The organism is Lentzea sp. NEAU-D7, assembly GCF_026242055.1.
Lineage (GTDB): Bacteria > Actinomycetota > Actinomycetes > Mycobacteriales > Pseudonocardiaceae > Lentzea.
Genome location: NZ_JAPJDL010000018.1, coordinates 112,971 through 128,476 on the forward strand (window position 1 = coordinate 112,971; position 15,506 = coordinate 128,476).

A 15,506-nucleotide genomic window follows, 5' to 3' on the forward strand; every position below is an offset into this window, starting at 1 on the left:
TGATTGCGCTCCTCACCGTTAGGCGTGATCGCAGCGGCCAGAGCACGCAGCTCGACGAAACCTTCCGCTGCCAGCGCGGCGCCCTAGCACGCCCGCGCTCCAACTCGGACGGCGTCCGGCAGCGATAGGGTCCATCTACCAATGCTCTTCGCTCATAAGAACCGGTTCGACGTAAAAGACGAGCACCCGCTTCTTCTTTACAGTCAACTCGAGGCGGAGGGGCTCGACTGGTTGCATCGATCGGAGTGGGAGCCCGCAACGCCAGAGGCATGCGTGGATATCACCAAAAGGTTTACACCTTGAGGCAGATTCGAGGCCCTATAGAGAAGAATTCGCGAGTCGCATTGACAATCTTCCAGAGGATACGCATTGTTAACCTTGAAAGCTTATAGAGTAGGCAACAAAGAGACAACGCTTCAGCATAAAGTAAATTAAGCGCACCCATATCCTTGACGCAGTCGCCGCGACCCGCCACACCTGCGATATTTACATAATCACACGGCGCATCGAAATAGGTGAAACCATCACTCCCACCTTTACCTTTTTCTTTAACGGGAGCTCGCATGAGATTTTTCGCTGGTCCAATAGAGGTTTCTAACGAACCCGACAAGAGAAATCTAGTTGACACATAAATTAGTGTTTCCAGGTCAGGGAAGACGGCGCCAAGAAAATAGTAATACCGAGCCTTCGCCTGAGCGAGAGCTGATATGTACGCCGATCCGGTCAAGCGGAACGAGTGTGCCCTGCCGGTTCGCTTTCGGCAATTCCTCCCGCAGCTTCGGCGATCTCCGACAGCAACTCGACAACTTCGTTGGCGTAACTCCAGCAGGCTGTGGCTGAGACCTCGATCTGGCACCCATCTCGGCGAACGTCTCACCTTTACACAAGTGTCCAGCACCATCTACCGTCCTCGATTTAACTTGCGCCAGACCGACCCCCGCCGATTTCGGTAAGCGCGAACCATACCCCGACACGAAGGCAGGAGACTAACGTGACAACGGTTGCACGGCACGGTGGATCAACACATGAAAACCTGGGCGTAAAACAATCTTGGTAGACACTTTTCCTAGCAGGAACTTCGCCGCATCCAGGTTCAGGCCATCTATCACCAGTTGCGATCGGCATGACGCGCGCTAACGCATTTAAATCAGAATTAAAAGGACCATTGCCAGCGCTATTAGGCAGGATTGGTCGAGAACACCGGAATAACGTGAAATTCCTCACCGCACTACCTCTCAGGAGAGAAACATGTCCTGCCCAATCTGCCTTGATACACTCAGTGGAGTAGAATATTCCGCCGAGCAAACTAATGGCGATGTTACCCTGCCATGCAACAGTCAGCACGTTTTCCATGGGGGATGCCTATTCGATTCAGTCAATAGTCTGGCCAACATCCCGACCGATACCGGGTGGACCCTCGGCAACGAAACTATCTGGGTGCTCCTGCCTCCGAGGTGCCCACTATGCCGAGCACGGTTCAGCGCCGGACCGACCTGGCCGAGCCTCGCGGGCGCCGACCATTACCCAGACGACGGGTTCAAGTACACCGATAGCCAAGTACTGGGCGACTGGCACCCACCGCAACAGCAAGATGAGGACGATCATCGAATACCGGACGACGATGATACTTACGGCGATGGTTCTGGCGGCGATGACTCGGTAGATGATTCAAGCAGTGACTCAGACGAGCACCCCTGGGTCATCGGACAGTGGGTGTGCCCCGTGTGCAAAGTTCACGGCGACCACCTCGACTACTCCGCAGACTACTTCATGGATATCACCAAACTCACGAGTCCGCAGTGCTTCATCTGCAATGTCGAAATCCACAGTACTGACGTGGGCCATGTTGTGGTGTGTGACAACGAGACCTGCGGGGCGGTTTCCCACTGGCACGATCGCGACTAACAACAGAGCAACGCACTTTCGTGTCATGGCTTATCAGCGTCGCTGATCGCACGGGCTCCCCACGTTCACGCTCCGCAGGCACGCACACCCGGTGCCCTCCAGCTGGAGACGAGGCGGGGTTCGTGGACTGCGCCACTGGACGCGGTCCGGCTTCCCAGTGATATCGCCGCGGACGTGACCGCCGGCGCAGGTCCGTGACGTGGTGGGTCGGCTGAACGCAGCCGGGTAGTGGTGCCAGGTGGATCCGGAGATCCTGCTGGTCGCTGGCGCCGGCCATGACCGCCGCGCCTGGCGTACGTGCTGACCGGCCTGCCGATCATCGTGTTGGTCCGGATGCGTTCTGATCGGGTCCTGCACCGCCCGGTCCGGCCGCGCGGCCGCCGGGTACGAGCCCCGCACGAGTCCGACGCGGGTTTTGGAACCTGCGTCCACAACTCACCTGTCGAGCCGCTGTCCCCGAGATCCTCACGACCCGACCTGCCATGAGCGTACGTCTGCGCTGCACTTCACGCGCAATCAAGCGCGGGACCTTGAGTCATTCCTTGCTAAAATTGCTAGTGAAATACCAGAATCACCGCTTCAGCGTGGCTCGCATATAATAGCGAGCCACGCCGAATGCCCCCTCAGAACTTACAATTTGCCCATCACGCAGATCCTGTTCCAGTGCCATTACTTCAATCACTGCAAAGCTCAGGGACACACCACGCATTCAAGTGATCGCATCTTCAGGAGATCATCGAAACCCTAGCTCAAGGGTCCATAGTTATAAGTCTCGCTCAAGATGAATGACGATACACTATTGCTGGGAATGGTTTCATTAAGACTACCAGGAAGAGTGGTCACGCTTGCTTTTGAGCCTCCGTAGTTGATATTTTGGTACGTTGACAAAGTTAGCTGATAAAATGAGTACTCTACGCCACCTTCATTGCCGTAAGGCCCCGAAGTCCCTCGGATACCATTGGTCTTCCATGAATACGAACTAACCCTGTCATTCCATGATCCGCCACCTGAGCCGCTGAACGGGTAGCTTCTCAGATCTGGCAACTTCTCCTCCTTTGAGGAGAATCCAATTTCGAATCTGAAAAAGATACCAGAACCTGGCGTTGAGCCGTCATAAAGACAAACGTAGTCGTTGTAGGCGTCATTGCCGCCCGAGCAGGTCCCGCTGCCTTCATAGGAATAATAAGCATTAGCGGCCGGGGTAACGATCAAGCTGGCCAGCAGAAAGAATGCGGAAATGAGAGCAAAAACTCCCCTTTTGCGGGTTTTCCTCACTGCTTTCTCCTCTGGTTACGGAATCGGAAAAATTCCTAGAGATTGCCGGAGTCGTTCTCTACTCTAAGGTGTCGTGTCGTTGGAGTAACGCCTCTTAAGGCAGATCTTTGGGTCTATTTATAGGTGCGCTAGGGCGGGCTTTAGAATATTGGATCACCGGCGACGCCGAGTTCACAGAGGTCGACGACGCTGGCGCCGGAGTACTGCGCAGACAGCATCCCAGCCCTGCGCGTTCCAGCCACGGTGACGATTAGTCGATACCGAGCCATTTCGCTGCTCGATCAACAGCGAAATGAGAAACGTCCTCTCATGGCTCCCCTCTAGGTCAAGAGGCAGGATCTTGACGGCTCGACTGTCGAGGCAGCGTGGATCTTGACGTCGGTGATGAGTCGCTTGTAGACAGTGTTTGAGAGGCGTCGTTTGAGGCAGCGGATGGCTTCGCGTGGTGACTTGCTGTCGGCGAGTTTGCGGCGGTAGTAGGCCCGGCCCGGAGTGTCGTTGTGGAGCTGGACTATCGCCGTGATGTGCAGAACCCGGTTGATGCGCCGGTTGCCCGTACGGGACAGTCGATGGCGTTGGTGCTCACCGCTGGAGGCGTCGATGGGTGCGGTGCCGTTCCAACTGGCGAACCGTCCGCGGTCCGGGAAGCGACCTATGTCGCCGACATCACCCAGGATCCTGGCCGCGCTGGACGGACCGATCCCGTAAAGAGTGCGCAGACCGGTCCCGGTCGTGTCCAGGAGCTCGGTCAGCTGTGTGTCGGCCGCGGTCATCTTGCGATCGATCGTCGCCAGGTCTGTGATCAACTCTGCGGCGAGTCGCCGGCGGGTCCGGCCCACGACATCACGTGGGCGCACTGTGGCGAGCAGGGCGCGTGCCTGGTGGCGGACAGGAATTTCTTGGCACCGCCGGGAATCAGCTCGGTGAGCAGCTTGTGCAGCCGGTTGACGGTGTCGGTGCGGGCCCGACCGAGTTCGTCACATCGGTCGACCAGCAGCCGTAGAGCCACGGTGTGATCGTCAGGACTCACGCGGTGCAGTCCGGTGGTGCGCAACGCGACCAGGGCCACCGAGCGGGCATCAGTGGCGTCGGTCTTGCGACCGTGACCGGTGTCGAACACCCTGGCTCTGGCCGCGAGCTTGGCCGGGACGTCGAGAACCGGTTCACCGTCGGAGACCAAGCGCTGCGCGAGGTGCTTGCCCACGCCGTTACACCCTTCGACCGCCCACACCCGGTCGTATCGGCGACGGCCCTCCTCGAGCATCCGCCGCTAGCCGTTATCGTCAATGCCGAAACGTCGTTGACCGAGAGTGCGTTCCCTACCGTCGACGATTTCGATCGTGGCGGACCGCTTGTGCGGATCGACACCGATCATCACTGGGCTCTTGTCGTCTCCTTGCCAGCCGGGAACGGGAGGCGAGGAGGGCAACGCTACTTTGAGCTGAGCAAACCCCTCTTGAGCCACAACCCCGCCGCGATCTCCGACGAGACGCACACCATGAATGAGCCTGGCCGGGCACGATCGTGCCGCCAGTCAACAAGTAGCCGCTGAGCGGACGTCGCTGAACACGCTGACTTCAGAACTCGACCACTGGCTGCGCGCCGACGACGACACTTCTTGGCTTCTGGTGTGCACGGATCTCCACGACAGACCCGTCATGCAGGGGACTCTGCGCCTGGACCTCGATGATCGCGACATCCGCGGCTGGAGCCCGTCGCTCACACCCTCGCCCGCTCGATCAGGTCCAGCAGTATCTTGCGGGTCGAGCCCATGCCGTAGCGGTCCGCGTCGCTGGACATCTCGGCCACCTCGACGAGGGTGGGGACGATGTCGATGCCTGCGGCACGTGCCCGGTCAGCCAGGTCCCACAACCACAAGAGCACATCACGGGTATAGGTCGCCTGATCTGTGGCCGAGACCTTGACGAGTTGTGACCGGTAGCTCTGCAGCGCGGTCTCGTCGAACGGCAGCGTCGCCGCCCAGCGGAATGACCGTGTAGCGGTCGAAGATCGCGCGCACGGCGGCGCGGGTGGGTTCGTCGCCCCGCTCGTAGGGCCGAGCAGATCCGCCAGGACGGCTTCGGCTTCGTCGCCGACCCCGACCTCCTGGGCCGGTGGCATCCGGTCGGCGAGTTCGGCCGCCCAGTTCGGGTTGTTCAGGTGGACCGGGCGCAGTGCGGTAGGGATGTTCCAGATCCGGGCCGCGTCGGGCTGCATGGGGCAGCGCGAGGCGCAAAAGCCGCGTGAACCTGACAATCGGGCGGACTGCGCAGGTTGACGTGGCTTCCTCCCTGCAACCTGAACTTAACCACAGTCAAAGCAGAACTTTACCGATGAGCCTTCTCAAACTCCTCGATGATGTTCGTTGAGATTCGGCCCCGATCAGAAACTTCGTGACCGTTGGCCCTGGCCCACTCGCGAATGGCCCTAGTCTGCTCTTTAGTACGAGACTCGGCCACGACAGTTCGAGTTGTGCTCGCAGCCCTCTTTACACGACGGGCGCTGGCAACGAAGTCAGCGAGGGAATCACGCAACTTCGCCGCATTCTCCTGTTTGAGGTCGATCTCGCAGGAGACGCCGTCTAGGCCGAAGCTAACGGCTTCTACATCTCCAGCAGCGGTGCCATCGAGATCGTCGATGAGCTGAACGAGCACTTTCTGTGCCATGGGAAGTACTCCATCGGGTAGCGCGGCTCTCACGGTCAAACAGTGACCTTAGCAAGTTCGCTTGTACGGTGCCTGTCATGCGTTTCGGGGCAGCACCGAAGCTCGACAAAACGACGGAGCGATCACTAACCACGGTGCAGACCACGCCGCCGATCCATAGTCGCCAGCTCTGATCTATGGCGGTGTTCTTGCCGACGGCGTGCTCGAGGCCCTCGTGCGGTGCAGGTGACAGGCTGGTGTATGCCCCTCGGGCAGGCACGATCACCATCTCGTTGCCGTTATCGCGCCGACCTTGGCAGGTACGCCATCCCCTCCTTTGGGCAATACTTCTGGTGACCGCACCGGCGCTGTCCGCGGGAGTGCCAGACGCCGCGTCACGGTCCGTATATCGCCGCCGCCGACGACGTCATACATGTCGCACAGCAACCGAACCTTGTGCCGGCGGCTAGGAGCTTTCCTTGAAACTGCAGACATGCCACAGATCCGGTGATGTCGACTCGACCTGCAGGGGTTTTTGCGAGCCAACCCTGCGACTTGAGCACTCTATGCCACATCTCCTCCCAGCACCGTCTGCACTGGATCCGCGTCGGATGACGCCAGCGTCCGACGGTTACCCGCGTAGTCAACTCCAAGATCCACAGATACAGGACATCATGCGGGCCGGACGCTACCGAGCGATGTCATTTCGTCCTGCAGGCCCAGGCGTTCGCCGGTAGCAGGTTGGGAGTTAGCGTCCCACGTACTGCGCCGGATGATTTCGATAGGCCAGCTGCAGCGCATCGCGACGGTCTTGAGCACGGCACGGAAGTAGTCAGCGTTGCTGTTATTACGTCACCTCGAACGGATATTCCATTGCTCGCGGACATCCCACATAACCAGAAGAGTCCGCTCGACGAGGCTGGCATCCGCACCATTCCTGGCATCCGTATCACTTTCTTATAGCCTGGCGACTTACTCGGTTATGGATAGGCGTCCGCGCCGCGGTTCGAGCCCGCCAAACGACACACGACGGACTCCAACTTGCTGCGCCGTGCCGCTCGACCTGCATGCGAAAGAATTGCTTGGCCACGCCGGACAGACTCGCCATAGTCACTTTGCGATGCCGGCACCACCTCCATTTCGGACGGCTGCTGCCGCGTACGAACGGCTGCGCGACGACCACCCCGCCAGACCACAGCGCTACGACCATGCGCGACCGCCCACCGGGTCGACGCCGCATTTTTCTCTTCGATGAGAGGCAACATATGATACTTTTCTCAATAAATTGACTTATCGGGCAACTAGCAGCACATACCGACATGGCAGCCTATACCACCGAAGAGACATATGCTGCGCAGGTTACCGGAAGGTGTACCTCTTGAGGAAATTTTGAAGCCCCAAAAGAGAAAGATTTTCAACTTGCCTTGACAAGCCTTCGAGCAAGAGCAAAGAATCTGGCTGAAGAAATTAAGTCACTCAAGCAAACAGGAGTGGGCCACATCATGCTTAAGCTTGCCAGCAAAATTGGGGCACTATTCACCGTTGTCGCATTCGCTGCGATCAACGGTATCTTCACGACAGAAGCAAGTGCCGAATCATGCGCCGAAAATAAGCTCTGCCTATACGAGAACGAATATTCGGCCGGAAGATCACTTGGAGTCGACCAGGATATTTCCGACCTTCGCTTCAGTCTATACAGCTTCAACGACAAAGCTTCTTCGGCATCAAACGCCGACATCTACAATTGTTACAAACTTTATCAGCACATATCATACCAAGGAACCTGGGTTGTATTGCGACCCAGAGGTCAAGCCTATTCGCGCATTTCAAGACTTGACCGATTTAACCTAAACGATCAAGTTTCCTCGATCAAGAAGATTCCAGCGCTCCTGCCGGGCGGAATTAAGAATCCCGACTGTTACGCATCTCTTACAAGCCTTCCCCACTGGGTGGCCATTAACGAGATTTTTCCTTAAGCGACTTAGGTTTAGTTGGATGAGCGATAGCGACATCATCTACAAGGAGATGGAGCTGGTCGACTGCGACGCCGGGTATCACCAATGGAGAGGCCAGCAGAGTTCATTAGCGGTGCACTGCCTAATCTGGGAACCGCGCCTGCACCTTGGCGCGCCACGGGGTTGAGCTTCAGCACGTACTTCCCCCTTGACGTTGAGCACCTGCCTGGCTTCGGATAGGGCTTCGCGCGGTTCCCGGACCACGTCGGGTACCGACTTCGAAGGTTCGCCCGGCCATAGGGCGTTGGAGACCCGGTCGTTCGGCGCTTCCTGGCCGGGCGAGAGCAACGCGATCACGAGCACGACCCTGCGCTGATGCCTGATGACGACCATTGTTTCGTCCCGGCGCACTGCGAACTGCCCGAGCAAATCGATCCGCACTACCTCTCCTACGGTTAAGAACTGTTGTGCCGACAGGCACGATCAAATTCTGCTGCCGCGCCCGAAGCCTCAACCCATACTTCACCCATGCTCGCCGTCGGCTCGGACAGCCGTAGATGTGCCAAGCTCCGCTCCGAATCGGCCGGAAGATGCGGTCCAATCCCGTACCGGTCGGTGAATTTCCAGGAATCTCCAGGAGAAGAACCATGACGAACACCAGGGCGACCTGCTCCAACAGCAAGCGCCTCAAGCGGTCGTGGCCCCCGCGCGGCCTGCCAAGAAGGGGTTCCCGCAGGCCAGAGGTCACTCCGGCCAACCCCGACCGGCAGACGAACACCGTGGTAATCCGCCGATGTACGTCGCTGCGGCGCCGCCAGAGGAGGTAGACCGCATCCTTTAACAGCGCTATGCGGCTGTTCTGGAAGCAACACTCCATCTCGCAAATCCTTCATTCGATCGAGTGATATCTGCTGACATTTCACAGAGGTCGAAGTGCGAGCGATGCCTGATCAGGTGAGTTGATCGCTCTTCTCACACCGAAGGCCCGTTGGCCACACGGACAACGGGCCTTCGGCACGCCTGTACCTGAGTGCGAAACAGCTCCGAACGACCATGAGCCGCCCAAATCGAAACAGAATAATTCGATGTCACATCGAATTTTGCACGCTCGGCCAGTAACGTCTTCTGCCCTGCTGACGCTACTGCGGCGGTGCTGTGGGGTCGTCCCTGTAGTCCGCGTGCTGGTGGTGATCGTGGTGCTCGTCGACGTGATCGCCTTGGTGTCGAGCGACGTCTCGTCCCAGCGAGTCGTCGAACTCATCACGATCGGCGACGTGCTCGTCGCCTACTTCACCTCGAGCCTCGGCCGCCGCCGCGAAAGCGGCGGCAGACGTTAGCAGCTCGGCCAAGCACATCGCTGCCGCTGCCCAGCCCGTGGTCACCTGGAGCTTCGCCCCACACGGAGCTCATCTCCCTCGGCAACAATCGCGTCCGCATCGGCTTGGACGAACTTCGGTTCAGTTGGATGTCGCCTACCTGGTGGCGAGCGCCGATTAGCCCTGGGAGCATCGAGTGGGAGCAGATTGGGAGCAAGTTCGTTCGTTGAACGTGCTGGAACGGTCCTCAATGGACCTGAACGGACCCACGCCGAGCTGCGGAACTCTTGTTTCCGCAGCTCGGCGCGTTCTCGGCACTATAGTTCACACCGAAGAGGTCACTGGTTCGATCCCAGTATCGCCCACAGTGTGTTTTACCAGGTCAAAGGGTCTGCCAACGATCTTCGTTGGCAGACCCTTTGCGCTGCGCGGGAGCAATCGGGAGCAGAAGTCCTCCCCAACTCCCGAGATCTGCACGAAGCGTCACCGAGATTCGCGAATTCGCAGGTCAGCGTATCGCCGCTCAATTGGCTGCCGGTGACCTCTTCGCCTCACCTAGAAGATCATCAGGAGCCAGGGTCTCCTAACTCCGCATCTCCCTCTAGAGCACTGCATCAAGTCGATCGGGAACTGTCTCGGCAACGCTCATCCCACACCTCTTGCTCGGGCGACCCCTTGCCCGATCACGCAGTTCGATCGGTGACGGGTTCACGTTGCATTCGGTGAGCGTCAGGCTGGTTCTTGTCAACTCGTAAGAGTGGGTCAGGGGCACGTCGAGTTGAGGATCTCGTTGCTGACGCGCTTGGTGAAGCGTTGGGTCCTGGCCAGTTCCCGGGCGGCCACACCTTCGGCCTGTTCTGTGTCTATCGCGCGTTGCAGAGGCGTCAGCAGGTTCAGGACCAACCGTTCTGCAGCTGACTTGTCCCACATCACGTCGAGGATCCGCTTGCACTCGCGCTCAGCCGTGCGGGAGGTGTGCTGGATCGGAGCCCGGCCCAGCACCCGGAGCTTGATCGCGTTGATGATGTGAAAGCGGTAGGGAGCATAGGATTTCGGGATTCGGCCGTTGCGCAGCAACCAGTCCAGGCGGTAAAAGGCGGCGGCCGCCGTGTAGTAGACGACCGGCTGGTGGCCTTCGGCGAACAGGTGCCCGCTGCCGGAGGAGATCAGCGACCGGTACTGGCCGCGGCGGGTGGGCTCGCCCAGGAACATCGCCGTGTACGAGCGGATCAGCTGGGCACGGGTGATGATGCGGGTCTTCTCGACCCTGTGGTGTTCGTACTGCTTGGTCCTGCGTTCGTAGAAAAGCCTCCGCTCAGGATCGCGGCTGTGCGTGAAGTAGTCCTCCAGCAACCGGTGGAAGCTCTCGCGGATCGTCAGATCTTCCTCGCTGATGGTGGTCTGCCGGTTCGTGGCGCCAACGATGCCGTTGATGACGTCCTCGTCGTGCGAATGCACGATCCTGACGCTGACGTGCACGTTGTCGGTGAGCTCGTTCCGGTGTTCGAAGAGCACGTGGCAGGTTTGGCAGCCGTTCACAATTTCGAAGTCGTCCAAGTAGATGTCGTCACCCACCACGTGCAGACCATGCGTGACTATCGTGATGCCGTTGTTCAGCACGGCGAACCGCTCACGTCGTGATGGATCACGCAGGGTGTTCGCGATCTCCCGGTTCACGGGGTTGTCGTCACCGAGGTAGTCGCGGACGTTGCCGTGGAACAACGTTTTGCGCAGCCTGCCGGACTCGTCGGAGAGGATGTGCGACACCAGGTCCCTGGCGGACAACAGCCCGAGCAGCGCCTGCTGGACGTCCGGCACTTTCGGCATCGACACCTTGCGCGGCATCGGGAACTGGACCGCCACCTTCGTCGTCGCCCGACGATACAGCTGCCGGAGTTCGTCGCGGGTCACGCAGCGGAACTCGACTCGGTCGAAACGACCGAGGCTCCGCAGGCGCTCGCCGGCGGAGACCGCCTTGCTCGCCACCATGTCCGCGACTCGATCCCCGGTCGTGACGTAGTGGACGTGGAGCTCCGGCAGCGCGCCCGACAGCTTCGCGATGTTGCCGTACACCGCCTCCAGGCACTCGCGGAAGTTGGCGATGTCCCCGGACGCCGCGTAGGGCACGCTGCCGGTGCCGGTGATGTGGCTGAGGTTGTCGGCGAGGTCGGAGATCACCCGGCTGTCGAATGCTGCCGTGGTCTTCGCCTGGATCACGACGATCTGCACGTCCACGCGGCGAGACCTCTGGATGTGGGCCCGGACATCTGCCGCGTCCCTGAACAGGATGCTGTCGACGAGCACTCCGATCGCGTCGATGCCCAGATCGTTGCCGCCGCCCGTGCGGAACTCGTCCGGGTTGAACTCCTCCTCGTAGTAGGCGCTCAGCACGCAGTACGCGGCGAACGCCTCGAAAGCCTCGCTCTGGGTCAAGTCCGCGAGGGCGTAGTTCGTCTGGAACTCGTCGACCAGCTTGGCGATGATCGGGTCCATTGCGGTGACCTCTTCTCACGGAGCTCAGTCGGTGCGTGCCCGGACCAGGACTTCCTCGGGGGTGAGCGCACTCGACGGGTGGTGGCTCAGGCACATGGGCGACTTGACCTTCTGGAAAGGCTTGCCTTCGGCGACCGCGTAGAACTCGCCCGCGCTCAGCCGCGAGATGTCCGGCACGGTGCTGGACTTGGCGGAGGCCATCTCCTTGGCCGCCGCCACCTGCACCGGGCTGTTGATGAACCCGAAGTACTGCGTGGCGGCGTTGCCGACGATCTGGTTGTGTATCCCTTTCGGAGCCTGAGTGGCGAACACCAGTCCCAGGCCGTACTTCCGCGCCTGCGAGGCCAACGCGAGCGTGCTCGTCGTACAGGCGGTCATCACCCCGGACGGGGCGAGCGTCTGTGCTTCGTCCATGACGAACAACCCGCCGAGCGGGCGGTCGCCGGCCGGGTTCGCCTTGATCCAGGCGAACATGGCCATCTGGAGCTGGTTGACGAAGCCGCGGCGCTGGTCGTCGTTCTGCAATCCGATCATGCTGATCACCGAGATCCGGGCGCGCTTGCCTGGCGCCGGTGTGAGCAGCACACCGGGATCCAGCGGAGCGCCCGATCCTCCGAAGAGCGGATCGTTGATCATCGCGGCGAGCAGCGTCTGCGCCACGTCACCAGCGATCGCGGTGGCGTTCGCGAGCTGGGTCACCTCCTCCGGTAGGTCGGACAGGTAGTTCAGGAACGATTTCAGGCCCGAACCGCCGGCTCGAGCGAACGACGTCAACGCCTCGCGCAGCACAGCCTTCGTGCGCTCCGCCTTGGCCGTCGAACCGTCAGCCCGGGCACGCGGCGCGAGGGCCGCGACGGCGATGTCCAGCGCGAGGGCGAACTCGTCTGGGTCACCGAGGACGTCCGCGAAGTCCGGCAGCGGTTGGAAGCTGATGGGCCTACCCATCTCCCGGCGAGGTGTCCAGACCACGACGTCGGTGTTCGCGAGGTAATCGACTGCCTTTCCTGGATCCTCCGGCGCCCACCCGCTGGGCGGCTGAGGCCACGCGTCGCCCAGACGCGCCAGGTCGCTGTTGGGGTCGAGCACGATCGCCGACACACCCAGGAGGGCACACTCCTCGATGATGCGGCGGATGAGCACCGTCTTGCCCGAACCGGAGCCCGCGAAGATGACAGTGTGCTTGCGCAACGACTCCAGCGACACGTACACCGGCTCTCCGGTCTCCACACGGTCGCCGAGGGAGATCGACGCCGGCAGAGCGGGTGGGTGCTGTCGCGACAAGTCGGGGTCATCAGTCGGCCACTCGCCATGTGCCTGCGCGGCCACGTCGTCCGGTTCCGGTGCAGGCTGACCAGGGGAAGGCCGCGTCGGCTCGCCGGGAGTCCCGAACACCAGGCGGAACAGCGCCGTTCCGCTCGCCGGCTTCCGCAGGTGCAGCCACTCGTGCAGCTCGGCGCCTGGACGTTCGAGCATGAGCTCCAGCGCCGCGAACGTCCGCAGATCCTCCACGTCGACGCTCTCCACCAGCACACCACCGGCGGCGCGGAACTCCGCGAGCGCCCCCTTGGTGCTGGGAGATTCCATGGACCACGTGCCGGTGCGCAGGAGGTACGCGCGGCGCTTGCCCGTGTGGGGGTCGACCTCTGAGATCACCCGCAGTCGTTCGATCCGGTTCTTCGCCGCGCGGGTGTTGTCCGTCGAGATCCCGCGGAACGACCAGTGGACCGCGTCCTCGGTCGTGTCGTCGAGCACCAGTTTCAGCCTCGAGTGCAGAGCGGGGTTGCGCCCACCCCACACCTCGTCCACCTCGTAGTCGCGTCCCTGTTCCCCCAGCTCGTGCCGGTACGCGGTCAACGCCGCGCTGAGGAGCGCGGTCATCCGCTTGTCCTCGGTGTCCTTGTGGACGGCCGGGCCCGGATCGACTTCGGCGCGCAGCTTGGCGAACGACTCGTCAAGCGGGACGAGTCGTTCCTCACCGAGCCGGGAGGACTGCACGGCGGGAACCCCGTTCCGCCGCGCTGCCACGACCTGGTCGAGCGACAGCAGCTCCACCACCTGGTCTTTGTCCAAACAGGACGCGATGTGCTCGTTGATGCGCTTGAACAGCTCACGCGGGGTGTACTGGGTCGCGTCCGCGAACGCCTCCGGGCGGACGGGCCAGGTGGGGTGCGGCGGGGTGAATCCGCAGTCCTTGAACCGCGGCGCGAACCGCGCCGCGACCAGCGCCCGGCCCACCTCCGCCGTCGAGATGGTCCGAAGACGCAGCTCCTCGCGGAAGCGGTCGACCGCGGCACGGTGCGCGAACTTGCGGATGGCCTCCCAGGCCGGGAACTGGCACGCGACGATCAACAACGACCGGCGCGCCGCCTCGCGCAGCTCCATCAGGCCGGTGCCGATCTCGTCGAACAGTTCGTTGCGCGGCAGGACGAACGGCGACTCGTGCGTCGACTGCGTCGTGATGCCGGCCTGCGCGATGAGAGCGTCGATCTGGTCGATCGCGAGCAGGCTCGCTCCCGTCATGCCGAGCAGACTGGAAATCTCGCGGACCATCTCGTGCGGGTGCTTCGGATCGGGATGGATGCCCCACGCCGCGCGTTCACCGGGTACCAGCTCACTGCCCGATGTCAGGTACGCCTCGCCGATCTCCTGCACAACAGGGTCGACCGCCGCAAGCAGGATCAGCGCCCGCGCAGTGTGCCGCGACTGCCGGCCTTCCGCCGGATTCGCCTCGCGCAACGCGACCACGACCCGGTCAAGGGCCTCCTTCGTCACCGGCTTTTCGCCTATCACCTGACGACGCACCTCGTCGGGTAGCGCGAGAACGTCCGAGAAGCGGTGCAGGAACGTGGACAGCTGCGATTCCCCGGCGGCGTCCGGCTGGTACAGGCCGCTGCGGAACGAGTGGACGATGTTCTGCCAGAAGTTGTTCCCGTGCACGAGGCTGATCAGGAAGAAGTAGCCGCCACGGCGCTGGACCTCGACGCGCACGGCGCCCAGCAGGTGGGTCTTGCCGGCCCCCTGCTGCCCCGTCACCGCGATGCCGAGCGGGTTCGTCGTCGGGTCCACGTCGGCGTCGGTGAAGGCGCCGAGCACCGTGTTCACCACATCGGCGTTCAGTTGTTCCACGTGTGCCGGCGGCGGGGCCCACACAGCGGTGGGTGTCGGCGCCCAGTCGAACCTCAGGTTGTTCAGCGCACGCCGTTCGACGTCGTCCACGGCGGCCTCAGGAGGCCTTGACGGACAACAGGTGCTTCGCTTCTCCACCGAGCCGGACCGCCGCCGCGCGATCAGCCTCGGTCAGGGATTTCTGGTTCATCTCCGGGGTGAGGAACACCGACGGCAACTCGGCGACGCGGTGCACGGCCGCGTCGAACTCAGAAGTCTCCACGTCGGGCAGTGCACCGCGCAGCTCGGCGAGGCCCACCCAAGCTCCGGGATCGCTGACCAGACGGTGGTAGGCGGAGAGGATGCGTTCATCCACAGTGGACTCGGCCTCCGGCTCGGGCTCGGGTTCCTGCTCCGTGTACGTGTCGGCGAGTTCCAGCCCGTTTTTGACGAGGACCCGGTCCATCCACTGAAGGACGCCGTACAGCAGGCGGTCCTTTCGCTGCACCCCAGAAGGAGAAGCGTCCGCGAACTGCTCACGACAGCGTTTCCAGCCGACTTCGGTCAGGTCGTGAAGCCACCCGTTTCTGTGTGCTTTGGACTGCTCGGCCTCGATCAGTTTCTGGTCCACGAGGCTTTCTCGGACCGCCTTCTCGATGGTGAAGCCGTACAAATCCTGTATCTCGCGATTAGACGCACTCCGTCCGATCATCAACAGCGCTAGCAAAGCGGATTTTTCCGGAATGCTGAGCGGTGCTTTCGCCATCTGCGTGCCCCCCGGTGTCCGATGATGATCGCCAGTCGACCCTAGC

At 61.4% G+C, this 15,506-nt stretch carries 11 protein-coding genes; 2 read left to right on the forward strand and 9 right to left on the reverse strand.

The window, feature by feature from the left end:
• Window positions 1-292 precede the first annotated feature (292 nt).
• From ORI60_RS31200 to ORI60_RS31230, 6 genes are all read right to left on the reverse strand, one after another.
• Window positions 293-727, reverse strand: a complete 435-nt coding sequence (locus ORI60_RS31200) for a hypothetical protein (protein ID WP_266041668.1) — start codon at window positions 725-727, stop codon at window positions 293-295.
• Window positions 728-2,649: 1,922 nt separating this feature from the next.
• Entirely contained in the window at window positions 2,650-3,180 is a 531-nt protein-coding gene (locus ORI60_RS31210; RefSeq protein ID WP_266041582.1) for a hypothetical protein, read from the reverse strand.
• A 320-nt stretch (window positions 3,181-3,500) separates the two neighbouring features.
• Window positions 3,501-4,019, reverse strand: a complete 519-nt coding sequence (locus tag ORI60_RS31215) for a transposase (protein WP_266041583.1) — start codon at window positions 4,017-4,019, stop codon at window positions 3,501-3,503.
• Window positions 3,983-4,384, reverse strand: coding sequence for an IS110 family transposase (locus tag ORI60_RS31220; RefSeq protein ID WP_266041584.1), 402 nt, complete (start codon window positions 4,382-4,384; stop codon window positions 3,983-3,985). Before ORI60_RS31220 ends, ORI60_RS31215 begins: the two co-directional genes overlap by 37 nt.
• Before the next feature lie 515 nt (window positions 4,385-4,899).
• The gene (locus ORI60_RS31225; protein WP_266041585.1) at window positions 4,900-5,397 is read right to left on the reverse strand and encodes a hypothetical protein; all 498 of its coding nucleotides are present in this window, start codon (window positions 5,395-5,397) and stop codon (window positions 4,900-4,902) included.
• 110 nt (window positions 5,398-5,507) lie between these two features.
• Window positions 5,508-5,846 (reverse strand): histone-like nucleoid-structuring protein Lsr2, encoded by a 339-nt coding sequence (locus ORI60_RS31230; RefSeq protein WP_266041586.1) that lies wholly within the window; start codon window positions 5,844-5,846, stop codon window positions 5,508-5,510.
• Between the two features lie 1,469 nt (window positions 5,847-7,315).
• On the opposite strand from ORI60_RS31230, the gene ORI60_RS31235 reads away from it, so the two are divergent.
• Together ORI60_RS31235 and ORI60_RS31240 are read left to right on the forward strand one after the other, a co-directional pair.
• The gene (locus ORI60_RS31235; protein ID WP_266041587.1) at window positions 7,316-7,801 is read left to right on the forward strand and encodes a peptidase inhibitor family I36 protein; all 486 of its coding nucleotides are present in this window, start codon (window positions 7,316-7,318) and stop codon (window positions 7,799-7,801) included.
• 1,157 nt (window positions 7,802-8,958) lie between these two features.
• Entirely contained in the window at window positions 8,959-9,117 is a 159-nt protein-coding gene (locus ORI60_RS31240; RefSeq protein WP_266041588.1) for a hypothetical protein, read from the forward strand.
• Window positions 9,118-9,858: 741 nt separating this feature from the next.
• On the opposite strand, the gene ORI60_RS31245 is transcribed toward ORI60_RS31240, so the two are convergent.
• Genes ORI60_RS31245 through ORI60_RS31255 form a run of 3 tightly spaced genes read right to left on the reverse strand, consistent with a single transcriptional unit; the run spans window position 9,859 to window position 15,460 of the window.
• Window positions 9,859-11,589, reverse strand: a complete 1,731-nt coding sequence (locus ORI60_RS31245; RefSeq protein ID WP_266041589.1) for an AIPR family protein — start codon at window positions 11,587-11,589, stop codon at window positions 9,859-9,861.
• A gap of 24 nt (window positions 11,590-11,613) precedes the next feature.
• Entirely contained in the window at window positions 11,614-14,805 is a 3,192-nt protein-coding gene (locus ORI60_RS31250) for a helicase HerA domain-containing protein (protein WP_266041590.1), read from the reverse strand.
• Between the two features lie 7 nt (window positions 14,806-14,812).
• Complete coding sequence (locus tag ORI60_RS31255) at window positions 14,813-15,460, reverse strand: hypothetical protein (RefSeq protein WP_266041591.1); 648 nt, start codon at window positions 15,458-15,460, stop codon at window positions 14,813-14,815.
• Window positions 15,461-15,506: the final 46 nt, after the last annotated feature.